We start from the raw sequence: 24559 nt of genomic DNA, 5'->3' as shown, positions 1-24559 counted from the left end.
GCTCAGCCCTCTCCCAAGGTCCAAACATTTAACCCTGCTGCCCGGGCAGCCGCCCCATCAGCCTTGGCCCTTGAATCAAAGAGCCAGGCCGGCTGGCGCATCAGCGCAGCCACCTCAGGCCAGTTGATCTGGCCAAACTGTTGCCACTCGGTGAGCAGCACCAGGGCATCGGCGCCTTCGGCCGCCGCCGCCACCGAATCCACCAACTGCCAGTTGCCCTCGCCCTGGCCAGCGGGCTTACCCAGATCGATGCTGATCTGGCCTTCGCGAACCTTGGGATCAACGATCGCCAGGCATGCCCCCTCCTCCAGCAGGTCCAGGCAGACTTGGATCGCGGGCGATTCGCGGGTGTCGTTGGTATCGGCCTTGAAGGCAAAGCCCAAAACGGCGATCCGCTTGCCGCTGATCGTGCCGAACAGCCGATTCACCATCAGCCTGGAGATGCGGTGCTGTTGCCACGTGTTCAGGGTTACCACCTGTTCCCAGTAGCTCGCCACATCCTCAAGGCCGTAATAACGGCACAGGTAAACCAGATTTAGGATGTCCTTCTGGAAGCAGCTGCCGCCAAATCCAGGGCCGGCCTTGAGAAACTTGGGTCCGATGCGACTGTCTGCACCGATCGCATTGGCCACCTCGCGCACGTCGGCACCGGTGGCCTCACAGAGGGCGGCGATGCTGTTGATCGAGCTGATCCGCTGGGCCAGGAAAGCATTGGCCGTGAGCTTGCTGAGCTCGCTGCTCCATAGATTGGTGCGCAGAATTTTTTCCGGGGCCACCCAGTGGCCGTAGATCCCCGCCAGCGCCTCAATCGCTTCCTGGGATTCCCCACCAATCAGCACCCGATCGGGATTCTCCAGATCTCGAATCGCCGAGCCCTCCGCCAGAAACTCCGGATTCGAGAGCACCGCAAAGCTCTTGCCCGCCGGGCCAGCCTCCAGAATCGACTTCACCGCCTGGGCCGTGCGCACCGGCAGGGTGCTCTTCTCGACCACGATCGTGTGGCCAGTGGCCGCCGTTGCCAGCATGCGCGCGGATGCCTCGATCCACTTGAGATCACTTGCCTGCCCTGCCCCCACCCCGTGGGTCTTGGTGGGGGTGTTCACGGAGATGAACACCATGTCGGCAGTCGCGATCGCCCCCTCCACCGAGGTGGTGAAGTGCAGGTTGCGACCCCGCGCCCGGCCCACCACCTCATCGAGCCCGGGCTCATAGATGGGCAGCAAGCTGAGATCGGCGGAGTTCCAGGCCCCAATCCGCTCCTCGTTGAGGTCCACCACCGTGACCTGGATGTGGGGGCAGCGATCGGCCACCACGGCCATTGTCGGGCCGCCCACATAGCCGGCACCAATGCAGCAAATGCTGCGAATTGATGGTGCGTCCATGACAGCTGGTGGCAAGATTCGACCGAGACTATCGCCCACCCCCGAAGGAAACAATCTTGACCCAGCTGCTGATAACTGGAGGCGCCGGCTTCATCGGCAGCCACACCTCCCTGCTGCTGCTTGAAGCGGGCCACAGCCTCGTGGTGATCGACAACTACGACAACAGCTCCCCGGAAGCACTGCGGCGGGTACTGGAACTTGCCGGCCCCGGGGCCGCCGACCGGCTGGTGGTCGTCGAAGGCGATATCCGCTCAGCTGCGGATCTGAACAAGGCCTTTGCATCTGGCCCCTCAGGCCAACCCATCGAGGCGGTGATCCACTTCGCCGGCCTCAAGGCCGTGGGCGAATCGGTGGGCGATCCGCTGCGCTACTGGGACGTGAACCTCAGCGGCTCCCGCCACCTGCTCAAAGCCATGCAGGTCCATGGCTGCCGCACCCTGGTCTTCAGCAGCAGTTGCACCGTTTACGGCCTGCCCGAAACCATGCCGATCGGGGAGGGGGCAGCCATCCAGCCGATCAATCCCTATGGCCACAGCAAGGCGGCGGTGGAGCAGATGCTGGCGGATCTGGCCGCCAGTGAGGCCGGCTGGCGAATCGCCCGGCTGCGGTATTTCAATCCGGTGGGGGCCCATCCCAGTGGCCGCATCGGCGAAGACCCCAGCGGCATTCCCAACAATCTTCTGCCCTTTGTCAGCCAGGTGGCCGTGGGGCGGCGGACCGAACTCCAGGTGTTCGGTGGCGACTGGCCCACCCCCGACGGCAGCGGCATCCGCGACTACATCCACGTGATGGACCTGGCCGAAGGCCACCGGGCCGCCCTCGATGCCCTGCTGGCCGAGCCACCCCAGCTGCTCACCCTCAACCTGGGCAGCGGCCAGGGCCATTCGGTGCTGGAGGTGGTGCGGGCCTTCGAGAGTGCCAGCGGCCGCACGGTGCCCTTCGCCATCGTGGCCCGTAGGGACGGGGACGCCGCCTGCACCGTGGCCGATCCGCACCTGGCCGCCGAGCGACTGGGCTGGCGGACCCGCCTCTCCCTAGCTGAAATGTGCCGCGATAGCTGGTGCTGGCAACAGGCCAATCCCCACGGCTATGGAGGCTGAAGGGGAGTTGCTGCTGGCCGGCGGCGGCCACAGCCACTCCCTGGTGTTGCGGATCTGGGCGATGGCTAGACGCCATTGGCAGCGGCGACCGGCCGCCCGGATCACCCTGATCAGTCGCCACAGCACCGCCCCCTATTCGGGCCTGGTGCCGGCCCTGGTGGCCGGCCTGGTGGGGGAACAGGCCGGCGCCATCGACCTGCGCCGCCTCTGCCTGGTGGCAGGGGTGACCTTCGTGCAGGCAGAGATCAAGGGCCTCAATCTCCAGACCAGGGAATTGCAACTGGAGGGAAGGCCCAGCCTCCGCTGGGACTGGCTCAGCCTCGATGTGGGCGCGGAGACCAACGAGCTCGCCGGCGCCGCCGTGGCGGTCAAGCCCCTGGATCCTTTCCTGGAGTGGTGCCGCCAGCTGGATCAGCCCAATCTGCGGATCAAGGGTGGGGGAGCCGCGGCGGTGGAACTGGCCCTGGCCCTGCGAGGTCGGGGACTGAAACCGGAGCTGCTGCTGCGCGGCGCCGAGCTGCACCTGGGCTCCAGGGCCGCCAACCGGGTGGGCGAACGGCTGCTCCACCGGGCCGGCATTGGCCTGCGGCGTCACAGCCCAGCGGCAGCCCCAGCCGACCTGGCCTGCACCGGCAGCCGCGCCCCCAGCTGGCTGGCTGCAGCTGGCCTGCCCCAGGACCAGCGCGGCAGGTTGCTCACCGCAGCCAGCCTCCAGGTTCTGAACCATCCCGGGTTGTTTGCCAGTGGAGACTGCGGCGTCATCGCCGCCCAGCCCAGGCCCCCATCCGGCGTCTGGGCCGTGCGCTGCGCCCCGACCCTGGCCAGGAACCTGACCAGGATCGTTTCGGGTCGCACCCTGCGCTCCTGGCGCCCCCAACCCTGGGCCCTGCAGCTGCTCGGCGATGGCGGCAGCCTGGGGCCCCGCCCCCAGGCCGTGGCCTTCTGGGGCCCCTGGGCCCTGGGGCCCAGCCCCTTGCTGTGGCGCTGGAAGCGGTTCCTGGATCAGCGCTTCATGGACCGCTTCAGCAGCCTCAAGGCCATGGCTGGGGACCGCCCAACCCCGATGGCCTGCCATGGGTGTGCGGCCAAACTGGCCGCCGGCCCATTGCAGGACGCCCTGGCCCGCAATGGGCTGGGCGGCGGGACGCCTGGCAGCGCCGAAGACGCTGCAGTGATCGGCCAGGACGGCCAGGGCAACCTGCTGCTGCAGAGCATCGATGGCTTCCCTGCCCTGGTGAGCGACCCCTGGCTCAACGCCAGAATCACCACCTTGCATGCCTGCAGCGATATCTGGGCCTGCGGCGCCCAGGTGCGAACAGTGCAGGCGGTGGTGACCCTGCCCCAACTGGCAGCTTCCCTGCAGGCCAACCTGCTCAGCGAAACCCTGGCCGGAATCGAGTCGGTGCTGAAGCCGCTGGGGGCAAGGCTGATCGGCGGCCACAGCCTGGAAGCGAGGGGCACGCCGGTGGGCCTGAGCCTGGTGCTGAGTGTCAATGGCGCCGTGGAGGCCGGGCGGCTCTGGGGCAAGGGGCCCCTGCGCCCAGGCGATGGGCTGCTGCTCAGCCGGCCGATAGGCACGGGGGTACTGTTTGCCGCAGCCATGGCCGGCACCGCCCAACCCCAGTGGCTCGACGGGGCTCTCGCCACCATGCAACAGAGCCAGGCGGCCCTGGTGGAGCTGCTGGCCGGCCATGGCTGCCGGGCCTGCACGGATGTGACCGGCTTCGGGCTGCTGGGCCACCTGGGCGAGATGCTGGCCGCCAGCCCAACCAGCTGCCGCGTCACCCTCAATGCCGGGCAGGTCCCCAGCCTGCCCGGGGCCCTGACCCTGCTGGAGCAGGGCCTTACCAGCAGCCTGGCCCCAGCCAATGCCAGCGCCCTGACCCTGCTTGAAGATCGGGTAGAGCTCCAGAGCCCGGTTGATGGGGCCCGCCAGGCCCTGCTGATCGATCCCCAGACCTGCGGCCCCCTGCTGGCGGCAATCCCCGCCGATCGCATCGATGCCGCCCTGGCCGAGATGGAAACAGCTGGGTTCCCTGGGGCCGCCGCCATCGGCCTGGTGCACTCCTGAGCAACCCAGCTGCAGCCAACCTGGGAGAATTCCCCCAATCCTGTGGCGAGCTCTTGTCAGCCCTGACCAGTTGCCTGGAGGGAGAGGCGGCAGCGATCGCCGCGGCTGCCCAGCGCCTCCACAGCGCCCAAGTGGAGGCGGCCCTGGAGCTGCTGGCGGGCTGCCGCCAGCGCCGCTCCAAGCTGGTGGTCACAGGGGTCGGCAAGAGCGGCATCGTCGCCCGCAAAATTGCCGCCACCTTCTCCTCGATCGGCCTGACGGCGGTGTTTCTCAACCCCGTCGACGCCCTGCACGGCGATCTGGGCATCGTGGCGGCCGACGACGTGGCCCTGCTGCTCTCCAACAGCGGCGAAACTGAGGAGCTCCTGGCAATCATTCCCCACCTGCGCCGCCGCGGCACCGCCCGCATCGCCCTGGTGGGCCGGCTGGGCTCCAGCCTGGCCACGGACTGCGATGTGGTGCTGGATGGATCTGTCGATCGGGAAGTGTGCCCTTTGAACCTGGCCCCTACCGCCAGCACGGCGGTGGCGATGGCCATCGGTGATGCCCTGGCGGCCGTCTGGATGGAGCGGGCCGGTATCTCGCCGGAAGATTTCGCCATCAACCATCCCGCCGGCTCCCTGGGCCGCCAGCTCACCCTCACCGTGGCCGACCTGATGGTGCCGGCCATCGACCTGGAAGGCCTCTCTCCCCAGGCCCCCCTGGCGGAGGTGATCGGCCAACTCACCCAGGGCAGCAACGGCAAAGGCAGCCTCGGGGCAGCCTGGGTGCAGGCAAGCGGAGACCCCAGCCAGATGGCGGGGTTGATCACCGATGGCGACCTGCGCCGCACCCTGCAGCGCCACCCCCCCGAAAGCTGGGCCTCGATCCGCGCCGGGGCCATGGCCACCACCGACCCAATCACCGTGGCTCCCCAGACCCTGGCAATCACCGCCCTGGAACTGATGGAACGCAATCCGCGCCAGGCGATTTCGGTGCTGCCCGTGGTCGATCCCGCCCGGCCCGGCCAACTGCTGGGCCTGCTGCGGCTGCACGATCTGGTGCAGGCTGGGTTCAGCACCAACCCAGCTGCTGAACGCCCATGACGGCCATCCCCTTCACCCTGATCGCCGGGCCCTGCGTGATCGAAAACCGCGATCTGGTGCTGCAGGTGGCCGAGCAGGTGAAGACGATCACCGATCGCCTCGGCATCCGCTACGTGTTCAAAGCCAGCTTCGACAAGGCCAACCGCAGCTCCGGCAAGTCTTTTCGAGGCCCAGGGCCCGATGAGGGGCTGAAGATTCTGCAGGAAGTGGGCCAGAGCTTCGGGGTGCCGGTACTCACCGACATCCATGAAAGCCACCAGGCGGCCGCAGCGGCCCAGGCCGTGGACGTGCTGCAGATTCCCGCTTTCCTCTGCCGTCAGAGCGACCTACTGGAGGCCGCAGCCCAGGCCGTAGCGGGCAGCAACAAGGTGGTGAACGTGAAAAAAGGCCAGTTCCTCGCCCCCTGGGACATGGCCCAGGTGGTGAGCAAGATGGCCGAATTCGGGCTGGAGCCAGCCAGCGGCCGCCTCTGGCTCACCGAGCGGGGCACCAGCTTCGGCTACAACACCCTGGTGGTGGATATGCGCAGCTTCCCCCAGCTCCAGGCCCTGGGGTGTCCGGTGATCTTCGATGCCACCCACGCCGTGCAGCAGCCGGGGGGACGGGGCACCAGCACCGGCGGCCAGCGGGAGTTCGTGGCGCCGCTGGCCCGAGCCGCGGTCGCCGTGGGGGTGGATGGGCTGTTTATGGAAACCCATCCAGACCCCGACAACGCCCTCAGCGACGGCCCCAACATGGTGCCCCTGCACCGGCTCGAGGCCCTGCTGCGCCAGCTGCTGGCCCTGCGTCAGGTGGTGGCAGAGGAGATGGCTCCGAGCAGCCTGTGATCCGCCAGCTGCTGCAACGAACCCTGCTGCGGCATCGGGATCTTGCCGCGATCCAACTGCTGGTTTGTGACGTTGACGGCGTGCTCACCGATGGGGGTCTGCACTACGACGCCCAGGGCCAGGTGCTGAAGCGCTTCGACGTGCGTGATGGGCTGGCGATCCGCATGCTGCAGCGCGCCGGCCTTGAGGTGGCCTTCCTCAGCGGTGGGCGCAGCGGGGCCATCGAGCAACGGGCCGCCCACCTGGACATCCGCCATTGCCTGGTGGGCGTGGGCGACAAGCTGAGTGCCCTACGCCAACTCCAGGCCGATCTCCAGTGCGCCCGCCAGCAAACCGCCTTCATCGGCGACGACCTCAACGACCTCACGGTGCGCCCTGCCACCGGCCTGCTGATCAGCCCCGCCGATGGCGCCCCAGGCCTACGCTGCCAGGCGGACTGGGTGCTGCGCCGCCGGGGGGGGGATGGGGCCGTGCGCGAACTGGCCGAAGCCCTGCTGCAACGGCGAGGGCTCTGGCGACAGCTGAACCGGGAAGGCTGGCGAGAGGGCAACGCCTAGGCGCCGGCCAGGGCGCGGGCCTGCTCCAGTTGCTCCGGGGTGTCCACCGAGAGGCAATCCTGATCCACCTCGTAGGTGAGCAGGGGAATACCGGCGTCGATCAGCCGCAGCTGCTCCAGTTTCTCCAGATCTTCGAGCGGCGAGGTGGGCAGCGCCGCCCAGCCCGCCAGCACATCGGCCCGGTAGCCGTAGAGACCCACATGGCCCCAGTAGGTGGTGTGTTCACCCCACTGCTGCGGCGGCACCCCGCGCAGATGGGGCAGGGCACTGCGCGAGAAAGTGATCGCCCGGCCGTCGCGGGCCCGCAGCACCTTGACCACGTTGGGGTCGTGGATCTTGTCCGCCGCCAGGGGATAGACCGGGGTCAACAGCGCCGGCCGCTGCAGCAGCTCAAACTGGGCCACCATCGCCTCAATCACCCCCGGATCCAGCAGGGGCTGATCTCCCTGCACGTTGATCACCAGGGTTTCATCAAAATCAGATGCCGCGCCCCCTGCAGCAGCCACCAGCTCAGCCACCACGCTGGCCAGCCGCTCACTGCCCGAGCTGCAGTGGGGGGAGGTCATCAGCGCCGAAACGCCCCAGGCCTGGGCCAGGTGCCGCACCTGCTCGCTATCGGTGCACACCAGCACCGCCGCCACCCCCCGGGCCTGCTGGCAGCGCTCGAGCACATGCTGCAGCATCGGCTTGCCGGCGATCTCGGCCAGCAACTTGCCCGGCAACCGTGCCGATTCCAGCCGGGCCGGCACGGCCACCACTACCTGGGGGTGTGTCATGGGGCCACGCTAGGAGCTCGCAAAAACCCTCAGAGCCGCTCCCGCCCCAGTCGCTCGGCCCGCAGGGCGCGCAGCCGCCTGCCCAGCTCGGGGCCCTGGCCCACCCCTGCTGCCATCAGCTCCGCGGCGCTCTGCTCAGCTTTTAGGAAGCGCCAGCGCAGCAGCCAACGCAGCAGGGGCCGGCGTGGTCCGTTGCTGCACACCAGCGCCAGGGCCACCGCTGGGGCACTGCAACCAGGGGCTTCCAACAGGGCACACCAGTGCTCGGCGCTCACCAGGGGAGCATCCGTAAACCCTGCCCCCAGGCTGGCCCGCAAGGCCAGCCATTGCACCAGCAAGCGGTGTTGGCGATGGGGCAACTGGAGCCGCTCCGCCAGGGCGAGGGGTTCGCCCGCTCCCGCCACCAGGGCCACCAGCAGCGGCAAACCCAGCCGCGCGGCCCAGCGCAGCCGCCGTGGCCACTGGGAATCCGCCTGCAAGGCAGGATCCAGCAGCGCCAAGCCGCCCCACTGCTGCAATGCCTGGAGCGCCTCCGCCCAGGGCTCCCGCTCCACCAGCAACTCAAGCTCCATCCGCAGCCGGGTGCCCAGGGCGGCTGGGGCCAGGGCCGGGGAATCCCCGGGCCGCCAGCCCCAGGGCCAGGCCGTCAGGGTCCTGTCGGCCTGCTGGCGGCTGGAGGGGTCGAGGGCGAAGCCGAGCCGGGCTGCGTAACGGGCCCCGCGCACCAGCCGGGTGGGGTCGTCGCGCAAGCTGGCGGCGTGTAAAAAACGCAACTGGCGCCGCTCCAGATCCTGCTGGCCCCCATGGGGATCCAGCAGCTCACCACTGGCCAGGTCCAGGGCCATCGCATTGATGCTGAAATCGCGGCGGGCCAGGTCGTCCGCCAGGCAACCAAAGCTCACCAGGGGGTTTTCGGCCGGCACCGGATACAGCTCACGGCGGGCCCTGGCCACATCGAGCAGCACCACCTCGCCGGCCAGATCGAGCTCCAGCTCCACCGTGCCGTAGGCCCCATGCTCCTGGGCGCGCCGCACCAGGGAGGGGCCGAGCTGCTCCACCAGGGCCGCCACCAGGCCAGCCGCCGCCCCCTCCACCACCAGATCCAGATCGGGCAAGCCCCGCCAGGGGTCGTTGTGCACCCGATGCAGCAGTAGGTCCCGAACCGCACCACCCACCAGGGCCACCGGGCCCATGTCGAGCTGGCCCAGGGCCTTCAACAGGGAGGGGGAAATGCCGGGGATATCCACCTAGATGGGTTCAATCGGCGCCAGGCGGGGGTCGAGGATTTTGGGGCCCATCCCCTGGAATTTCACGGCAATCGACACCTTTTCACCGCTGCCGAAGAGGTGACTCACCTGGCCCTCTCCAAAGCTGCTGTGGCGCAACCGATCGCCCACCGCCCAAACTTTGGCTGCCCCCCGGCGGCGCACCGCATTGGCGGCGGCAGCGGCGCTGCCACCTGCAGCCACCTGGAGGCTCTCCTGCCGATCCACCCGGGTGAGGCGATCTAGGCGCTGTTCGCGCCGGATTGCCGCCCCACCGCTGTGGGGAATGTCGCCTTGAAGCAGCTCCGGGGGCAACTCCGAGAGAAACACCGAGGGCACGGCCGGCTCCCGCATGCCGCCCCACAACCGCCGCTCACTGGCGTGGGAGAGAAACAGGCGCTCCTTGGCCCGGGTGATGCCCACGTAACAGAGGCGCCGCTCCTCCTCCAGGGCCGAAGGATCCTCCAGGGAGCGGTAGCTGGGGAAGAGACCCTGCTCCATCCCCACCAGGTACACCACCGGAAATTCCAAGCCCTTGCTGGCGTGCAGGGTCATCAGGGTGACCCGGTCCTGGTCGGTGTCCTTGCTGTCGGCATCGCTGGCCAGGGCAGCGGAGGCCAGGAAATCCTCCAGGGAGCCCTCCTCGTTTTCCTCCTGGTATTGGAGAGCGGCATTCACCAGTTCGTTGAGGTTGCGGCGCCGGTCTTCGGCCTCATCGGTGCCGTCGGCGATCAGTTCGGCCACATAGCCGCTCTGCTCCATCACCCGCTGCACCAGTTCAGAAGGGGCGATGTCCTGGGCGCAGGCCTGCAGGCCGTTGATCAACTCGCAAAACTGCAGCAACCCCTTGGCCGAGCGCCCGCCGAGGGAGCGCACCGCCTCGGCATCGCTCACCACGTCCCAGAGGGGAATGCCGAGCTGGCTTGAGGCGTCGGTGAGCCGTTCGATCGTGGTTTTGCCGATGCCGCGCTTGGGGGTATTGAGCACCCGCAGCAGGCTGACGGTGTCGGCCGGGTTGATCAGCAGCCTGAGGTAGGCGAGCACATCCTTGATCTCGCGCCGGTCGTAGAAGCGCAGGCCCCCCACCACGATGTAAGGAATCCCCCAGCGCACCAGCGACTCCTCCATCGCCCGCGACTGGGCATTGGTGCGATAGAGCACGGCCATGTCGCCCCAGCGCAGGTCTGGATGGGCGGCGTCCAACATGCGCATGCGGTGCACCACGGCCTCGGCCTCGGCGATCTCGTCGTCGCAGCGGGTGAGTGAGATCAATTCCCCCTCACCGCGGGTGGGGCGCAGCACCTTGTCGATCCGCTCGGAGTTGTGGGCGATCAGGGCGTTGGCAGCCTCCAGAATCGTGGCGGTGGAGCGGTAGTTCTCCTCCAGCTTCACCATCGTGGCGGTGGTCTCACTGGCGGCCCCGTCACCGAAGTCGTCCTGAAAACCCATCAGGATCGTGAAGTCGGCAGCGCGGAAGCTGTAGATGCTCTGGTCGGCATCGCCCACCACAAACACCGAACGGCCGTCCCAGTCGTCGTAGGCGGAAGGTTCGCGACCGTTGGTCACCAGCAACTTGATCAGGTCGTACTGGGTGCGGTTGGTGTCCTGGTATTCATCCACCAGCACATGGCGAAAGCGCCGGTGCCAGTAGTCGCGGATCTGCTCGTTCTGGCGCAGCAGCTGCACCGGCAGCAGCAGCAGGTCGTCGAAATCGAGGGCGTTGTTGGCGGCCAGAGCACGCCGGTAGCGCCGGTAGGTCTCAGCCATCAACTTGCCCCGCTGGCCGCCGGCATCGGCCTCGAGCTGCTCGGGCATCCAGCCCTGGTTCTTGGCGTTGCTGATCGCCCAGCGCACCTTCTTGGGCTCGAAGCGCTTGGGATCGAGCTGGAGCTCCTGGACGACGATCTCCTTGATCAGGCTCTGGACGTCGTTCTCGTCATAGATCGAGAACTGGCGGGTCCAGCTGAGTCCTTCTGGATCCTTGAATTTATCGATGTCGAAGCGCAGCAGCCTGGCAAACAGGGCGTGGAAGGTGCCGATCCACAGCTCCTTGATCACATCCCGGTAGATGCGGCTGCGCAGCTGGCGCTGCTCCACCGCCGCCAGGGTGCTCCAGGGCTGGCCAAACTGGCTCTGGGCCAGCTTCTGGGCCAGCAGCAGCTCCAGCCGCTCCTTCATCTCCCGGGCCGCCTTGTTGGTGAAGGTGACGGCGAGCAAATGGGCCGGATCGGCACCGTGGTGGCCGATCAGGTGGGCGATGCGGTGGGTGAGGGCCCGGGTCTTGCCGCTGCCGGCACCGGCCACCACCAGCAGCGGGCCGGTGTGGTGATCCACCGCCTTGCGCTGGGCGTCATTCAGGCCGGCGAGAAAGGCACTCATAGCCGGCGAACCTAGGGCGGATCGGCCTAGACCCGGCGAGTGGGCAGCAGCCTGACCAGGTGGCGGCCCAACCCCGCCAGCCCCTGGCCCCAACGCAGGCGCCAGGGTGCGGGGCTGTGCAGGGGCGGCTCACCGGCCAGCAGCCGATCCCAGTGGCCATTCACCTCGGCCAGTGCTGAGGCCCAACGGGCCCGCAGGGCCGCCTCCGAACAGCCCTCCAGCAGGGGCGCAAGGGCCGCCGGGGTGGGGCGCCAGCGGTCTGGATCGGCGGCGGCGGCCTCGATGCGCTCGATATCGCCGGCCAAACTGCCCGCTCCGATCTGGTGGCCGAGCACTCCCGGATCGAGGCTGTCGGCCAGGGCGTGATTGAAGCTGCTGAACACCACACAGCCGCAGGCCAGGGCCTCGATCGGCGGCAGGCCAAAACCCTCGCTCACGCCGCGGCCCCGCCAGTAGTCGGCGGAGTCGTAGAGCACCACCTTGGCGCTGTTGAACAGATCCACCAGATCGTCCACCCAGCCTTCCTGCACCTGGACCACCAGACCCCGGGCCCGCAGGGCTGGCACCAGCTGCTTGAGCAGGTAGGCACTGCTCTTACGACGCTGCACCAGCACATCGATCGGCCGCTCCCCATCGCCATGGCGCCGGCCCCGCTCCAGCCACTTCGGCTCAAGGGCATTGGGCACCAGCAGCAGGGGACTGCGGGGCGCCCGATCACCCCAGTAACCGAGGGTGTTGCGGCTCACCGCCAGCACCGGCACCCCGGCCGGCAGATCAAAGCCGTAACCGCTGCTATGGGCGTGGTATGCCACAGGCCGGCCCCGCAGCCGGGCCAGCAACCTGGGCACATCAAAGCCCCAGCTCACAATCCAGAGGGCCCTACCGGGAGCGGCCTCCTGGCGCAATAGGTCGGCGAGGAAGGGATGAGCCGGCTCCCGCTGGCGGTAGGTCACCAGCTGGGTGGGCACCAGCTCGGCGAGCAGCCGGGCGCTCTGCAGCTCCACCAGCAGGCCGCCGCAGCGAAACCGACCGGTGGTGCCAGGCAGGAGGAAACGAACTGGTCGCACTCAGGCCGTCACCACCTCGGTGCTGCCGGCCCGCTGACGCCGGGTGAGGAAGCCGAACAGCACCTTGCCGATGGCAGCGATCAAGTTGCCCTCCAACTCCTGGAACATCACCATGTTGAGGTGGAAGGCCTGGTTGGCCTCCTCGACAATCCGATCTGCCATGGGCTGGTCGATCGGCAGGCCATCGAGCACCGTGCGGTAGTTGGCCTTGAAACCCTTTTCATCGGCGATGGCGTCAAACTCGTAAAAGCGCAGACCGTCGTGCTCGCCCAGGTTCATGGCCTTCTGGGCGATGTTCTTGAGGATCTGGCCACCGGAGAGATCACCGATGTAGCGGGTGTAGTGGTGGCCCACCAGCAGCTCCGGGCACTCCCGGGCCACCTGATGCAGGCGGTCGACATACTGCTGGGCGCCAGGAGTGGGCTTGACGGCAGTGCGCCAGTCGGCACCGAAATAGAAGGCCAGGTCTTGCTCGAGGCTCTCGCGGCGGTTGAGCTCGGCAAAGCCCACCGGACCCAGCACCGGATGGTCCTTGAGCCTGGCAAACTCCTCCTCCATCGCCGAGTAGACGAAATAGAGGTCGGCCACCAGGGTGCGGTAGCTGACCTTATCGACTACGCCCTTGAGGAAGCAGCTCACGAAGCCGGTGTTCTCCGCCATCGTGTGGGCCTTTTTGGTGCCTTCACGCAGTTGGGAAGCAAGGGCGACAGCCATCAGTTGGGGGCGCTGCACGGACAAGGGGTCAAATTAGGTGCGGTCACGCCTAGGTGAGCAGCAAGGTTGCGAAGGGTTACGCCGCCGACAAGATTGCGCAGGTCAGGTAGCTAACCTGTTTACAGGTCAAGTGATTGCAATGGCGTCCCAGCATTCACGGCCAGCGGGTTGCCCCGGCCCAGTCAGTGCCCAACAGGCCAAAGCCCAGTTTTCAGCCCTGCTCGACCGGGTGGAGCGCGGGGAGCGCTTGGTGATCACCCGCCGCAATCGTCCGATCGCCGAACTGCGGCCAACGCAACCTCCCTTGCCCACGGCACCTCGCCCCCTGGGCCAGGCCGAAGACGCCGGCACACCAATTCCAGCGACCTTCTTTGAACCACTGCCGGCTGACCTACAGGCGGCCTTTGAAGGAAAGACCGCTTGAGCACCATCCGGGACAGTGGCGGGCTGCTGCTCGACACCTGCACCTTCCTATGGATGGTGCGCACCCCGAGCGAGCTCTCAACCACGGCCCGCGAAGCCCTGATTGATCCCGCCGTGCCGGTCTATCTGAGTGTGGTGAGCCAGTGGGAGCTAACGGTGAAAGCACTGGCCGGACGGCTGCCTCTGCCGGGTGACCCGGCCACCTATGCGCGGCAGGAACGGCAGCGCCATGGCGTTCTCCCCCTTGCCTTGGAAGAGGACGCCCTCCGCCACCTTCCGAAGCTTCCCGATCACCATCGCGACCCCTTTGATCGGATGTTGATCTGCCAAGCGATCGACAACGGCCTGATCCTGGTGACCCCAGACCCGGAGATCCATCGCTATCCGGTGCGGTTGCTCTGGTGAGCCGGATGACCCCAGTGGGCTTCAAGCCGCCGAAGCGTCGCTGCCGGCGCCACTAAGCAGATCAAACAAGCCGCGGCAGAACGTCTGCAATTTGGCCACCACGGCCGGATCCGGCAGGTGGCTGCCGCTGGGTTGCCAGTCGCCCAGGGTGGCGAGGCGCCATCGCTCCGATTCATAGGTGAGCCCGCGGATCAACGCCCCCAGCAAGCGCGGACGTCCGCCGATCGGAGCGCCAACCAGGCGCAGCTGCAAAAGCATCGAGCGGCACTGGTTGCGCGGATTCCAGCCGGGGAAGTGAAAGGAGAGATCCACGCACTCCGCCTCCGCCCAGGCGCGGGTCTGGGGATCGTCGCGCCAGGGGGTGAGATTTACGCGGGCATCGGGGAAGTGCTGCCGAAACAGCACGGCCACCGCAGCGATTGCCTGAGCCAGTTCGAGATTCCGGGCCTGATCGGTGGCATTCATGCCGTTTCCCCTGAGCAGAACCGCTGCATTGGCGAAACCTAGGCTCACCCGACCCTTCCCTGCCGCACGAATGGCTACCAGCTCCCCGCAATTCGAGCAGCTCACCGCCCCAGCCCAGGGCACGGCCATCCGCTTCGAGAGCGGCCAGCCGGTCGTACCCAACGATCCGATCATTCCCTTCATCCGCGGCGACGGCACCGGCGTGGACATCTGGCCCGCCACCCAGAAGGTGCTCGATGCCGCCGTGGCCCAGGCCTATGGCGGCGAGCGGCGGATCGAGTGGTTCAAGGTGTATGCAGGCGATGAAGCCTGCGACCTCTACGGCACCTACCAGTACCTGCCGGAAGACACCCTCGAAGCGATCCGCACCTACGGCGTGGCCATCAAGGGCCCGCTCACCACACCGATCGGCGGTGGCATCCGCTCGCTAAATGTGGCCCTGCGCCAGATCTTCGATCTTTACTGCTGCGTGCGCCCCTGCCGCTACTACGAGGGCACCCCCAGCCCCCACAAACGGCCGCAAGACCTCGATGTGATCGTGTATCGGGAGAACACCGAGGACATCTACATGGGGATCGAGTGGGAAGCCACTGATCCGGTATGCCTCGAGCTGATCAAGCATCTCAATGAGGTGGTGATCCCAGCCAACGGCAAGCTCGGCAACCGCCGCATCCCCGCGGGCTCCGGCATCGGCATCAAGCCGGTGAGCAAGTTCGGCAGCCAACGCCACATCCGCAAGGCGATCCAGCACGCCCTGCGGCTCGAGGGCGACAAGCGCCACGTGACCCTGGTGCACAAGGGCAACATCATGAAATTCACCGAGGGTGCCTTCCGCGACTGGGGCTATGAACTGGCCACCACCGAATTTCGTGCCGAGTGCGTGACCGAACGGGAAAGCTGGATCCTCGACAACGTCGAGCGCAATCCGGGCCTGGGCATCGAAGCCAATGCCTGCATGATCGAGCCGGGCTACGACGCCCTCACCCCCGAGAAAAAAGCGGCGATCGACGCTGAGGTAGGCGGCGTGCTTGCGGCGATCGGCACCAGTCACGGTGGCGGCCAGTGGAAGCAGATGGTGCTGGTCGACGACCGCATCGCCGACAGCATCTTCCAGCAGATCCAGACCCGACCCCAGGAGTACTCCGTGCTGGCCACCCTCAACCTCAATGGCGACTACGTCAGTGATGCCGCCGCCGCCGTGGTGGGCGGCCTGGGCATGGCCCCGGGCGCCAACATCGGCGACAACGCCGCCATCTTTGAGGCCACCCACGGCACCGCGCCGAAGCACGCCGGCCTCGATCGCATAAACCCAGGCTCGGTGATTCTTTCGGGTGTGATGATGCTCGAATTCATGGGTTGGCAGGAGGCGGCAGACCTGATCACCGCCGGCCTCAGCGCCGCCATCGCCAGTAAAGAGGTCACCTACGACCTGGCCCGGCTGATGGAGCCGCCGGTGGAGCCGGTGAGCTGCAGCGGTTTCGCCGACGCCGTGATCCGTCACTTCAGCGGCTGATCGGCCAACCAACCCAGCACGATGGCGGGCAGACTGACCCGATGACCCTGCCCGGCCTACCTGCTGGGGGCACCGACCCCTGCGTGCACTGCGGCTTCTGCCTGCCCACCTGCGCAAGCTACCGGGTGCTGGGCACGGAGATGGATTCGCCCCGGGGCCGCATCCACACCCTCAAAGCGATCGAGGCCGGCGAACTGGAGCTCGACGCCACGGTCGCCAGCCATTTCGACAGCTGCCTGGGCTGCTTCGCCTGCGTCACCGCCTGCCCCTCGGGGGTGCGCTACGACCAGCTGATCGAGGCCACCCGGCCCCAGCTCAACGCTCCGGAGCTGCGCAGCCCGGCCCAGCGGGCCTTCCGCCGGCTGCTATTTGCCCTGCTCCCCTACCCGGCGCGGCTGCGGGCGGTGCTGACTCCCCTGCGGGCCTATGCCGGCACGCCGCTGCAGGCCCTGGCCCGCCGCAGCGGCCTCACCCGCCTGCTCGGCCCCCAGCTCGAGGCGATGGAGCGGCTGCTGCCGCCCCTGCCCGCCGAGGCCTTCCAGGCCAGCTTCCCGACGGTGGTGCCGGCCCGCGGCGAACGGCGGGCCCGGGTAGGGCTGCTGCTGGGCTGCGTCCAGCGCCTGTTTGATCCAGCGGTGAACCGGGCCGTGGTGGAGGTGCTGAGCGCCAACGGCATCGAGGTGGTGATCCCGCCGGATCAGGGCTGCTGCGGCGCCGTTACCCACCACCAGGGCGAGCTGGCGCACACCGAACAGCTCGCCACCGCCGTGATGGACAGCTTCGCGACCGTGCTGGGCCCGGGCCGACCGGCGGGGCCCGAACCCCTCGATGCGGTACTGGTGGCGGCCTCCGGCTGCGGCCACACCCTCAAGGCCTACGGCACGATCCTGAACGGTGAACTCAGCGGGGCCTTTGCATCCCAGGTGCGGGACGTACATGAATTCCTGCACGGTCTGGGCCTGAGCGAGGCCTTCAGGGCCCGCCTGGGCCCCCTTGCCCACGCTGACGGCAGCCCCGCCACCGCCGAGCGGCCGCTGGCGGTGGCTTATCACGATGCCTGTCACATGCTGCACGGCCAGGGCATCAGCGCCGAGCCCCGGGCCCTGCTGCGCCGGATCCCCCACCTGCTGCTGCGGGAGGCCACGGAGGCGGGCGTGTGCTGCGGCAGCGCCGGCATCTACAACCTGGTGCAGCCGCGGGAGGCCGCCGAGCTCGGCCAGCTCAAGGCGGCCGACCTGGCCGGCACCGGCGCCGAACTGGCGGCCAGTGCCAACATCGGCTGCACCCTGCAGATTCGCCATCACCTGGCCGAGCAGGAGCGGCCGATCCCGGTGCTCCATCCAATCGAGCTGCTGCAACGCAGCTGGCGGGCGGGCGGCGGCCATTAAGTCGGCCCCCTTGCCCCATCAGCTCTGATGGCCGACCACCCCCCGGGCCGGCTCCTATCCATCCTGGGCCTGGGTTTCGGCCTGGCTGGAGCCGTGGGCGGCACGATCGGGGCGGGCATCCTGCGCACCCCTGGGCTGGTCGCAGCCCAGTTGCCCACGGAGCCGCTACACCTGGCGGCCTGGCTGGTGGGCGGGCTCTATGCGCTGCTGGGGGCGATCTGCATCGCCGAACTGGCAGCCAGCCTGCCCCGGGCGGGAGGCTGGTATGTGTATGCGGAGAGGGCCTTCGGGCGCCGGGTCGGCTTCCTGGTGGGCTGGACCGACTGGCTGGCCCACTGCATCGGCCTGGCCTGGGTGGCCACCACCGTGGGGGAATACGGCCAGGCCCTGCTGCCTGACCCCTGGCGCCTGCTGCCCTTTGGGGCCCAGGGCCTGGCCCTGGGGGCGATCGGCCTGTTCACCCTGATCCAGCTGCGGGGCCTGCGGGCCGGCAGCGCCAGCCAGGAACTGCTCAGCCTGGTCAAGGCGGTGGCCTTCCTGGCCCTGGTGGCAGCCTGCTTTCTGCTGCCCTCCCAGGCCCAGCTCGGCGGCGGTGCTGTCCCCCCGGAGCCACCAATCGCCCCCACCTGGCAGGACCTGACCATGCCGGCAGTGCTGGCCCTGCAGGCCGTGATCACCACCTATGACGGCTGGGCCAGCCCGGTCTATTTCGCCGAGGAGTTCAGCGAGCCCGAGCGGGATCTGCCCCGCTCCCTGATCGGCGGGGTGCTGGCCGTGATGGCCCTCTACCTGCTGATCAACCTGGCCCTGCTGCACGTGCTGCCAATCGCCCAGTTGGCCAGCTCAACCCTGCCAGCCGCCGCGGCGGGACGGGCCCTGGCCGGCCCCCTGGGGGGAAATCTGATCACCGCCGTGGCCCTGATTTCGCTGCTGGGGCTGATCAACACGGTGGTGATGGCGGCCCCACGGATCCTCTACGGCCTGGGCCGCGATGGCCTGGTGCCGGGTTTTGCCGCCAGCGTCAATGACGGCGGCACGCCCACCGTTGCCCTGCTGCTCACCAGCGCCGCCGCCGCGGGCCTGGTACTGGCGGGCACCTTCGAGCGGCTACTGGCCATGGGGGCGCTGCTCTACGTGAGCCTGCCCCTGGCAGGCATCGCCGCCCTGGTGGCCCTGCGCCGCCAGGAACCGGAGCTGCCCCGGCCATTCCGCTGCTGGGGCTACCCCCTCACCCCCCTGCTGGTGGCAGCGGTATCGCTGGCCTTTCTGCTGGGGGCGGCTGTCCACGACTGGGTTGACAGCCTGGCCGCCCTGGCCCTGGTGGCAGTGGGCTACGCCGCCTCTAGGAGCAAGATTCCAGACCCTCCATGAGGCGCCAGGCTTGGCGCAGGGTGCCCGGATCCCCCAGGTTGCCGGGGAAGGTGAGCACCGGCAGCTCCGCTGGCGTCAACACCAGCGAAAGGCCAGGCAAAAGCTGGCCCTGCAACTCCACTGCCGCCAGGCCGAGCCCATCGGCCAGGAGGGCATGGGTGGTCGTGCCGCCCTTACTGATCAGGTAGGCCAGCTGGGGAGCCAAGGCCCCCACCAACCGGGCCATCAGCGCCGCCAGGCCGTCCCCGAGCCGGCGGCGCGCCGCCACCGAAGCGCAGGGGAATTCGCCGCGGCTGCTGTAAAGCACCGGCGTGCGCCCAGCAGCGAGGATCTCCCCCAGCTCGAGCAGCCAGTCCCGCTCCAGGCAGGCCAGCCGGGCGCTGGGCCGGGCGCCGGGCTGGGGGGACTCCAGCAGCTGCGCTAGCCGGGCCACGGGCAATTCCAGGCCGGTGCAGAGCGGCTCAGCCAGCAGGGAGGCGAGCTGGGCATCGGCCAGGGGCACATGGGAGCCCACCAGCACCAAGCCCCGCAATGGCTCGCCATCGCGGCCGCGGCGGCGCAATGCCACCAGGTCGGCGCCAGCAAGGGGCTGGGGCGGCAGAGCTGCCAGGGCCCGTATCCAGCTCGCCGCCGACTGGGCCAGCACCGGCCGCGGGAAGGCACGCACCACCCTGGCCAGGGCGGCGAGTTGCTGGGGCTGCTCGGCATCCACCGCCACCAGGGGCTGGGCGGCAAGACCAGCCAGCCATTGAGCCAGCTCTTGCCCCCCATCCTCGCAGGCCCGGCTGAGCTTGGCGGCTTCGAGGCCCTGCACCTCTGAAGCCGGGATGCGGCCGCCACTCTTCTCCTCCACCCAGGCCGGAAGGTAACTTGTCGAGTAACCAAACAGGCCATCACGGCCGAAGGGCGTTTCATGCACGGGCTGACCCTGCAGGAGATGGACTCCGCCCACCGTGGTGCGCCCCCCTTCCAGGAACGCCGGCACCAGCAGGGTGGCGGCGAATGGACCCAGTTCAGCGGAAATCACATCCACCTCCAGCGGGAAGTGGCCGCGCAGGGTGGAATCGCCGCGGCTGACCAGCCACCAGCGCTCGAGCCCCGCTGTCGGCAACGCCGCCGCCAGGGCCCGGCAGATCTCACGCACCCGCTCGGCCGCCGCCGCCGGCGCCAGCGCCCTGGTGTTGGCCAGCAGAAACAGCAGGGGCGATGGGTGCTCCAGCCCCGCCGCCAGGGAGGCCCCATCCCAGCGCAGCAGCAGGGGACAGCTGTGCACGGTCTGGGAGCCGGTTGGGTCATCGTCAAGAACGATGATCTTGAAGTTGGCGGCCATGGCACCATCGTGCCGTGATCTCCCCTGAGCCCGGCGAACTGCAGGAGCTGGTGCGCGAGCTGCACCGGCAAGCTGCGCCCTGGCAACCGGCCGGGCTGGGTAGCCGCCTGAGCTGGGGGCCCCAGCCGGAGCCAGGCAGTGCCACCGTCAGTTGCCGGGCCCTGCGCGGCATGGTGGAGCACAGCCCGGGCGACTTCACCGTGACGGTTTGGGCCGGCACACCACTGGTGGAGCTCCAGGCTGAGCTGGCACACCATGGGCAGTGGTTGACCCTGGATTGGCCCTGGGGCAGCGGCAGCAGCGGCGCAGCCAGTGGCAGCGTCGGTGGCCTGGTGGCCCGCGGCTTGGCCGGCGGCCTGCGGCAGCGTTATTTGGGTGTGCGCGACCAGCTGATCGGCATCGAGCTGGTCCGCGCCGACGGGGTCCGCGCCAGGGCCGGCGGCAAGGTGGTCAAAAATGTGGCCGGCTACGACCTGATGCGCCTGTTCACCGGCAGCTGGGGCGCCCTGGGTCTGATCACCAGCGTCACCCTGCGCACCCTGCCGCTGCCGCCCCAACGGCGGGGCCTGGGGCTCAGCGGCCCCCTCGAGGCCCTCGGCCAGCTGGCCAGCTGGCTGCTCGGATCGAGCCTCAGCCCCGAACGGATCGACTGGTGGCGTCCCGGCGGCGGGGCCGGAGCGGGGGCGGGGACAGGGGGAGATGCGGGCCTGCTGATCAGCCTGGCAAGCATCAACGCCGCCACCCTCGCAGAGCAGATCGCCTGCATCAGCGCCAGGGGCGCCGCGCTCGGCATCGGGGCCCTGCCCCTGGAGCCGGCCGAACTCGAAGCCCAGGTGGCCCAGGGCCGGGGCCCGGGCCCCGAAGCCAGTGACTGGCTGCTGCGCCTGGCGGTGCGCCCCAGCCAGGCCCCCGCCCTGGTGGCCGAGCCAGCCCTGGCCCAGCTCCCCCTGTGCCTTGGCGCCGGCAGTGGGCTGGGGGTCAGCTGGGCTTCAGCAGCCGAGCTGCCGGCTTACCGGGTAGAGGCCCTACGGCGCAGCTGCCAGCAGTGGGGCGGCTATCTGACGGTGCTGCGCCAACCTTCCAGCAGCCAGCTGCCGGCCTGGCTGGATGCCCCGGCCCGGCCCATGATCGAGGCGATCAAGCGGCAGTTCGACCCTCTCCAGCAGCTGGCTCGCGGGCGTCTGCCAGGGGTGCAACCGCCCCCTCTGGGCTGAGGCCAGGAGCTGGGCTGAGGCCGGCAAGCCACTCCAGCAGGGCGCTGTTGACCTGGTCTGGCACCTCGTCATGGGGGCAGTGGCCCGCCTCCAGCACCACCTCGGTGGTCGCAGCGGGGGCATGGCGCTGGAAGGCCCCGCGACGGCCGGCGGCATTGATCCAGGGATCGCGGATCCCCCAGAGCAGCAGCAGGGGGCAGGCGAGTTGGGCAAACAGCTCATCGAGGGGCTGGCCCCGGGGGATGTCGAACACGGTGCGGAATACCCCGAAGGCACCCGGATCCAGCGAGGGCCGCCGGATCGCCTCCACCAGGGCATCGTCCACATTGGTCTTGTCGACGTAAACCTGGTGGAGGGTGCGGCGGATCGTGGCCGGCCGACGCAGGTTTTCAAAGATCAATCGCTGCAGCACCGGGCTTTTCAGCAGGGCGCCACCGATGGTCTGGCGGGCGATGGCAGCCCAGCCCTTGGGCGGAGCCTGCTCATCGCTGAACGGTCCGGCCGCATTCAGCAGCACCACTCCGGCCGCCTGGTTTCCCAGGGCCGCCCCGGCGGCCAGGGCAGAGAAGCCGCCCAGGGAATTGCCAACCAGCACGGTGGGCCGGCCGATGCGCTCGGCCACGTAGGCGGCCAGCTGGTCGCGCCAGAGGGCCCCGCCGTAGGCCAGCTCCGCCGGCTTGGCGCTGCGGCCGAAGCCCAGCAGGTCGATGGCGTGCACCTCATGGCGCTGGGCCAGCACGGGGATGTTGTGGCGCCAGTGGTCGGTGGAGGCACCGAAGCCATGCACCAACAGCACCGCCGGCCCCTCGGGCCCATCGGGTGCAGCCTTCACAACATGAACGGGATGACCGGCGTAATTCCAGGGCTGGGGGTCAGACAGGCAAGCCACCACGTAGGTCACCGGGTTGGTTGATGCTAGGGAGATCCGCTTCCGGCCATTGCTCTACCCCAGCCCCGACTGGACCCCGTTCCTGCCGGGGGTCGCCCTGTGGGCCCTGGCGCTCTACCTACCCCTGAGCGGGCCCCTGGGGCGCCTGGAGGAGGCCCTCGCCGCAGGCGCCCTGCCGGGGGCCGCCCAGCAGCTGCTGCTGGTGCTCAGCAGCCTGTTGCTGGCCCTGGCCATCGGCGTGCTGGCCGACCTGGCCCTGAGCTGGGCCCTGGGCCCAGACTGGGCCAGCAGCCTCGGCCTGATCGCCGCTGGCTGGGGGCTGTTCACAGCACTCGCCAGTCGAGCCAGGGAAGACGGGGAATGATTGCCGGGGTGCTTGCCCGGTAGGTGACGTAGTCGGGATGCAGGATCTCAAGGGATCGCTCCTCCCGCCTGGCCTTGCCCCCCAGCACGGCGACCAGGGCCAGCAGCAGGGCCAGGTGCAGCAGGCTGCCCAGGGCAAGGCTCACCCCCAGGGAGCAGAGCAGCAGGGCCTGATAGAGGGGGTGGCGGCAGCGACCGTAGGGACCAACGGTGACCAGGGCAGCACCGGGAATCGGATCGGGCAGGGGGGTGAGGCTGGCTCCAAGCCCCCAGAACGCCTGGGCCGCCAACATCAGCCCCAGCAGAAACAGCAAGGCCCCGCCAAGAGCAACCGGCAGGGGCCAGGCGTAACCCCATGCCCCTGGAGCCGGCCAAGGGTGTAGCAGGTGGGCGGCTATCAGGACCAGCTGGGCCAGCAACCACCACTCACCGTGGCGGTTGTCGATCCAGCCACCCCAGCTAAGGCCCCAGCGCCTCGGCCCGGGGAACTCAGGTTGGGTTTTCGGCGAGCGGATCAAGATCGGGCCCTCCGGCACTAGCTCCTAACACCAGTCTGAGCAGGATCGGAGCCAGGAAGGTGGTGCCAATCACCATCAGCAAGATGGCCGCTTCCAGCGGCTTGGTAAGCAGACCAGCCTGGGTGCCCAGACCCAGGAAGATCAGACCCACCTCGCCGCGGGGCATCATGCCCAGGCCAACCACCAAGCGGTTGGTCTTCTCTTTGCTGATGTAGCTCCAGCCAGCCGCAATCTTGCCAATGATGGCGACGGTGAGCAGAAAGGCCGCCACGATCAACCCTTCCCGGTTTGCCGGGTCAAGCGGATTGAGCACCGTCAGATCCATTCCCGTGCCGATCAGCACAAAGAAAATCGTGGCGAACAGGGCCACCAGCGGTTTGACCGTGTCCTGAATGGCATGGGTGTGCTTGGAACCACTCAGGATCAGGCCAGCGGCAAAGGCGCCCAAGGCCGCCTCCAGGCCGATCGCCTGGGCCACGAAGCAACACAGCGACAGCACGACGAAGGCTGCCACCACGACCTCGCCAGGGGCCTTGAGCTGGTCGAGCAGCCAGTCGAAGCCAGGGGCCGCGGTGCGGCTCAGAAAAAGGGCCGCCGCCACAAAAACCCCCGCTGCTGCCACCAGCTTGAGGATCGGGCCCAGACTGAAGCCCTCACCACCGGCCAGGCTGACCACCACGGCCAGGATCACGATGCCGAGGATGTCATCGAGTACGGCAGCGCCAATCACGGTCTGCCCCTCGCGGGTGCGTAGAAACTTCAACTCGCCGAACACACTGGCGGTGATGCCAATGCTGGTGGCGGTCATCGCCGCCCCGGCGAAGATCGACGGAATCAGCGGCACATCGAAGAGGTAATAGAGGCCCGCAGTGCCGAGGGCAAAGGGCAGCACCACGCCGGTCACTGCCACCGTGGTGGCCTGGGCACCCACCGCCACCAGCTCGTCGAGCTCGCTCTCCAAACCGGTGAGAAACAGCAGGGCAAACAGGCCGATCTGGGAGACCGCCTCCAGATTTGGGAAGGTCTCGATGTAGATCTCCTGCACCATTTCCGGGGAGAGATCGGCGAGGGAGCTGAGCAACCCCAGCCCCCAGCCGCTGAGCTGGGCCTGGGTGTCGGGCGGCACGATCAGGTGCAAACCGGATACTCCGATCAGCACGCCGGCGACCAGCTCGCCCAGGATCGTGGGCAGCTGGACCCGCACCATCAGCTCCGCCAGTAGGCGCGCAGCCACAAAAATGACCAGGAACTCCCCCACGGAGATGAGGGTTTCAGCCACCTCGGACTGATGACTGCCGATTTCGAGCAGTAGCGCGGGCAGACCCATGGAAAGAGAGCGTGGGGGCGACCCTAGGTGGACCGGATCCCAGATATGGGGATCCCATCTTTATCCGGGCTTAAAGCTGCTGCGTAGCAGCCATGGCTACGTTCAGGATGAGGAATTCGTGCACTGGGCA

At 68.4% G+C, this 24559-nt stretch carries 23 protein-coding genes; 12 read left to right on the top strand and 11 right to left on the bottom strand.

The window, feature by feature from the left end:
• Nucleotides 1-2: 2 nt before the first annotated feature.
• Complete coding sequence (locus H8F27_RS09070; RefSeq protein WP_197147834.1) at nucleotides 3-1382, bottom strand: nucleotide sugar dehydrogenase; 1380 nt, start codon at nucleotides 1380-1382, stop codon at nucleotides 3-5.
• Nucleotides 1383-1438: 56 nt separating this feature from the next.
• On the opposite strand from H8F27_RS09070, the gene galE reads away from it, so the two are divergent.
• Genes galE through H8F27_RS09045 form a run of 5 tightly spaced genes read left to right on the top strand, consistent with a single transcriptional unit; the run spans nucleotide 1439 to nucleotide 7022 of the window.
• Entirely contained in the window at nucleotides 1439-2482 is a 1044-nt protein-coding gene (gene galE / locus H8F27_RS09065; RefSeq protein WP_197147833.1) for a UDP-glucose 4-epimerase GalE, read from the top strand.
• Nucleotides 2472-4553 carry a selenide, water dikinase SelD gene (gene selD, locus H8F27_RS09060; RefSeq protein WP_197147832.1) on the top strand — a complete coding sequence of 694 codons (2082 nt, stop codon included), beginning with the start codon at nucleotides 2472-2474 and terminating at the stop codon, nucleotides 4551-4553. The genes galE and selD overlap by 11 nt, the downstream gene beginning before the upstream one ends.
• A 53-nt stretch (nucleotides 4554-4606) precedes the next feature.
• Complete coding sequence (locus H8F27_RS09055; protein ID WP_197147831.1) at nucleotides 4607-5638, top strand: SIS domain-containing protein; 1032 nt, start codon at nucleotides 4607-4609, stop codon at nucleotides 5636-5638.
• Nucleotides 5635-6465, top strand: coding sequence for a 3-deoxy-8-phosphooctulonate synthase (gene kdsA, locus H8F27_RS09050; RefSeq protein ID WP_197147830.1), 831 nt, complete (start codon nucleotides 5635-5637; stop codon nucleotides 6463-6465). The genes H8F27_RS09055 and kdsA overlap by 4 nt, the downstream gene beginning before the upstream one ends.
• Nucleotides 6465-7022: an HAD family hydrolase gene (locus H8F27_RS09045; protein WP_197153465.1), complete on the top strand. Its 558-nt coding sequence runs from the start codon at nucleotides 6465-6467 to the stop codon at nucleotides 7020-7022. The genes kdsA and H8F27_RS09045 overlap by 1 nt, the downstream gene beginning before the upstream one ends.
• Here the strand turns inward: H8F27_RS09045 and kdsB are convergent.
• From kdsB to H8F27_RS09020, 5 genes are read right to left on the bottom strand one after another with little or no spacing between them, the layout of a single operon-like run.
• Nucleotides 7019-7798 carry a 3-deoxy-manno-octulosonate cytidylyltransferase gene (kdsB, locus tag H8F27_RS09040; protein ID WP_197147829.1) on the bottom strand — a complete coding sequence of 260 codons (780 nt, stop codon included), beginning with the start codon at nucleotides 7796-7798 and terminating at the stop codon, nucleotides 7019-7021. The two genes, H8F27_RS09045 and kdsB, sit on opposite strands and share 4 nt — an antisense overlap.
• A gap of 29 nt (nucleotides 7799-7827) precedes the next feature.
• Nucleotides 7828-9045 carry a CCA tRNA nucleotidyltransferase gene (locus H8F27_RS09035; protein WP_197147828.1) on the bottom strand — a complete coding sequence of 406 codons (1218 nt, stop codon included), beginning with the start codon at nucleotides 9043-9045 and terminating at the stop codon, nucleotides 7828-7830.
• Complete coding sequence (locus H8F27_RS09030; protein WP_197147827.1) at nucleotides 9046-11442, bottom strand: UvrD-helicase domain-containing protein; 2397 nt, start codon at nucleotides 11440-11442, stop codon at nucleotides 9046-9048.
• Between the two features lie 26 nt (nucleotides 11443-11468).
• Complete coding sequence (locus H8F27_RS09025) at nucleotides 11469-12509, bottom strand: glycosyltransferase (protein ID WP_197147826.1); 1041 nt, start codon at nucleotides 12507-12509, stop codon at nucleotides 11469-11471.
• Nucleotides 12510-13223 (bottom strand): heme oxygenase (biliverdin-producing), encoded by a 714-nt coding sequence (locus H8F27_RS09020; RefSeq protein WP_197147825.1) that lies wholly within the window; start codon nucleotides 13221-13223, stop codon nucleotides 12510-12512.
• Nucleotides 13224-13362: 139 nt separating this feature from the next.
• Here H8F27_RS09020 and H8F27_RS09015 point away from each other — a divergent pair, with 139 nt between their 5' ends.
• Nucleotides 13363-13647 (top strand): type II toxin-antitoxin system Phd/YefM family antitoxin, encoded by a 285-nt coding sequence (locus H8F27_RS09015; protein WP_197147824.1) that lies wholly within the window; start codon nucleotides 13363-13365, stop codon nucleotides 13645-13647.
• Complete coding sequence (locus tag H8F27_RS09010) at nucleotides 13644-14051, top strand: type II toxin-antitoxin system VapC family toxin (protein ID WP_231596165.1); 408 nt, start codon at nucleotides 13644-13646, stop codon at nucleotides 14049-14051. Before H8F27_RS09015 ends, H8F27_RS09010 begins: the two co-directional genes overlap by 4 nt.
• 21 nt (nucleotides 14052-14072) lie before the next feature.
• Here H8F27_RS09010 and H8F27_RS09005 read toward each other — a convergent pair whose 3' ends face one another.
• On the bottom strand, nucleotides 14073-14516 hold the full coding sequence (locus H8F27_RS09005; protein WP_197153463.1) for a hypothetical protein: 444 nt from the start codon (nucleotides 14514-14516) through the stop codon (nucleotides 14073-14075).
• 70 nt (nucleotides 14517-14586) lie between these two features.
• On the opposite strand from H8F27_RS09005, the gene H8F27_RS09000 reads away from it, so the two are divergent.
• The 3 genes from H8F27_RS09000 to H8F27_RS08990 are packed head-to-tail and all read left to right on the top strand — an operon-like array spanning nucleotide 14587 to nucleotide 18788.
• Entirely contained in the window at nucleotides 14587-16029 is a 1443-nt protein-coding gene (locus tag H8F27_RS09000) for an NADP-dependent isocitrate dehydrogenase (RefSeq protein ID WP_197147823.1), read from the top strand.
• Nucleotides 16030-16070: 41 nt separating this feature from the next.
• Complete coding sequence (locus H8F27_RS08995; protein WP_197147822.1) at nucleotides 16071-17417, top strand: (Fe-S)-binding protein; 1347 nt, start codon at nucleotides 16071-16073, stop codon at nucleotides 17415-17417.
• Nucleotides 17418-17444: 27 nt separating this feature from the next.
• Nucleotides 17445-18788: an APC family permease gene (locus tag H8F27_RS08990; protein WP_197147821.1), complete on the top strand. Its 1344-nt coding sequence runs from the start codon at nucleotides 17445-17447 to the stop codon at nucleotides 18786-18788.
• On the opposite strand, the gene H8F27_RS08985 is transcribed toward H8F27_RS08990, so the two are convergent.
• The gene (locus tag H8F27_RS08985; protein ID WP_197147820.1) at nucleotides 18760-20118 is read right to left on the bottom strand and encodes a four-carbon acid sugar kinase family protein; all 1359 of its coding nucleotides are present in this window, start codon (nucleotides 20116-20118) and stop codon (nucleotides 18760-18762) included. The two genes, H8F27_RS08990 and H8F27_RS08985, sit on opposite strands and share 29 nt — an antisense overlap.
• A 14-nt stretch (nucleotides 20119-20132) precedes the next feature.
• Here H8F27_RS08985 and H8F27_RS08980 point away from each other — a divergent pair, with 14 nt between their 5' ends.
• Entirely contained in the window at nucleotides 20133-21332 is a 1200-nt protein-coding gene (locus H8F27_RS08980) for an FAD-binding oxidoreductase (RefSeq protein ID WP_197147819.1), read from the top strand.
• On the opposite strand, the gene H8F27_RS08975 is transcribed toward H8F27_RS08980, so the two are convergent.
• On the bottom strand, nucleotides 21256-22221 hold the full coding sequence (locus H8F27_RS08975) for an alpha/beta fold hydrolase (RefSeq protein ID WP_231596164.1): 966 nt from the start codon (nucleotides 22219-22221) through the stop codon (nucleotides 21256-21258). The two genes, H8F27_RS08980 and H8F27_RS08975, sit on opposite strands and share 77 nt — an antisense overlap.
• Before the next feature lie 16 nt (nucleotides 22222-22237).
• On the opposite strand from H8F27_RS08975, the gene H8F27_RS08970 reads away from it, so the two are divergent.
• A complete protein-coding gene (locus H8F27_RS08970; RefSeq protein WP_370594402.1) occupies nucleotides 22238-22585 on the top strand; it encodes a hypothetical protein in 348 nt (115 codons plus the stop codon).
• Here H8F27_RS08970 and H8F27_RS08965 read toward each other — a convergent pair.
• Entirely contained in the window at nucleotides 22545-23102 is a 558-nt protein-coding gene (locus H8F27_RS08965) for an isoprenylcysteine carboxylmethyltransferase family protein (RefSeq protein WP_197147818.1), read from the bottom strand. The two genes, H8F27_RS08970 and H8F27_RS08965, sit on opposite strands and share 41 nt — an antisense overlap.
• Nucleotides 23074-24429, bottom strand: a complete 1356-nt coding sequence (locus H8F27_RS08960; protein ID WP_197147817.1) for a cation:proton antiporter — start codon at nucleotides 24427-24429, stop codon at nucleotides 23074-23076. The genes H8F27_RS08965 and H8F27_RS08960 overlap by 29 nt, the downstream gene beginning before the upstream one ends.
• Between the last annotated feature and the right edge of the window lie 130 nt (nucleotides 24430-24559).

This window comes from Synechococcus sp. CBW1108, assembly GCF_015840335.1.
Classification (GTDB): domain Bacteria; phylum Cyanobacteriota; class Cyanobacteriia; order PCC-6307; family Cyanobiaceae; genus Cyanobium_A.
This window is presented reverse-complemented; position numbering and strand designations above follow the sequence as displayed.

Bases quoted from the DNA above. Each gene is read 5' to 3' on its own strand.
- H8F27_RS09070 (WP_197147834.1), bottom strand. From the start codon at position 1,382: ATGGACGCACCATCAATTCGCAGCATTTGCTGCATTGGTGCCGGCTAT.
- selD (WP_197147832.1), top strand. From the start codon at position 2,472: ATGGAGGCTGAAGGGGAGTTGCTGCTGGCCGGCGGCGGCCACAGCCAC.
- kdsA (WP_197147830.1), top strand. From the start codon at position 5,635: ATGACGGCCATCCCCTTCACCCTGATCGCCGGGCCCTGCGTGATCGAA.
- kdsB (WP_197147829.1), bottom strand. From the start codon at position 7,798: ATGACACACCCCCAGGTAGTGGTGGCCGTGCCGGCCCGGCTGGAATCG.
- H8F27_RS09030 (WP_197147827.1), bottom strand. From the start codon at position 11,442: ATGAGTGCCTTTCTCGCCGGCCTGAATGACGCCCAGCGCAAGGCGGTG.
- H8F27_RS09020 (WP_197147825.1), bottom strand. From the start codon at position 13,223: ATGGCTGTCGCCCTTGCTTCCCAACTGCGTGAAGGCACCAAAAAGGCC.
- H8F27_RS09015 (WP_197147824.1), top strand. From the start codon at position 13,363: ATGGCGTCCCAGCATTCACGGCCAGCGGGTTGCCCCGGCCCAGTCAGT.
- H8F27_RS09005 (WP_197153463.1), bottom strand. From the start codon at position 14,516: ATGAATGCCACCGATCAGGCCCGGAATCTCGAACTGGCTCAGGCAATC.
- H8F27_RS09000 (WP_197147823.1), top strand. From the start codon at position 14,587: ATGGCTACCAGCTCCCCGCAATTCGAGCAGCTCACCGCCCCAGCCCAG.
- H8F27_RS08995 (WP_197147822.1), top strand. From the start codon at position 16,071: ATGACCCTGCCCGGCCTACCTGCTGGGGGCACCGACCCCTGCGTGCAC.
- H8F27_RS08990 (WP_197147821.1), top strand. From the start codon at position 17,445: ATGGCCGACCACCCCCCGGGCCGGCTCCTATCCATCCTGGGCCTGGGT.
- H8F27_RS08985 (WP_197147820.1), bottom strand. From the start codon at position 20,118: ATGGCCGCCAACTTCAAGATCATCGTTCTTGACGATGACCCAACCGGC.
- H8F27_RS08960 (WP_197147817.1), bottom strand. From the start codon at position 24,429: ATGGGTCTGCCCGCGCTACTGCTCGAAATCGGCAGTCATCAGTCCGAG.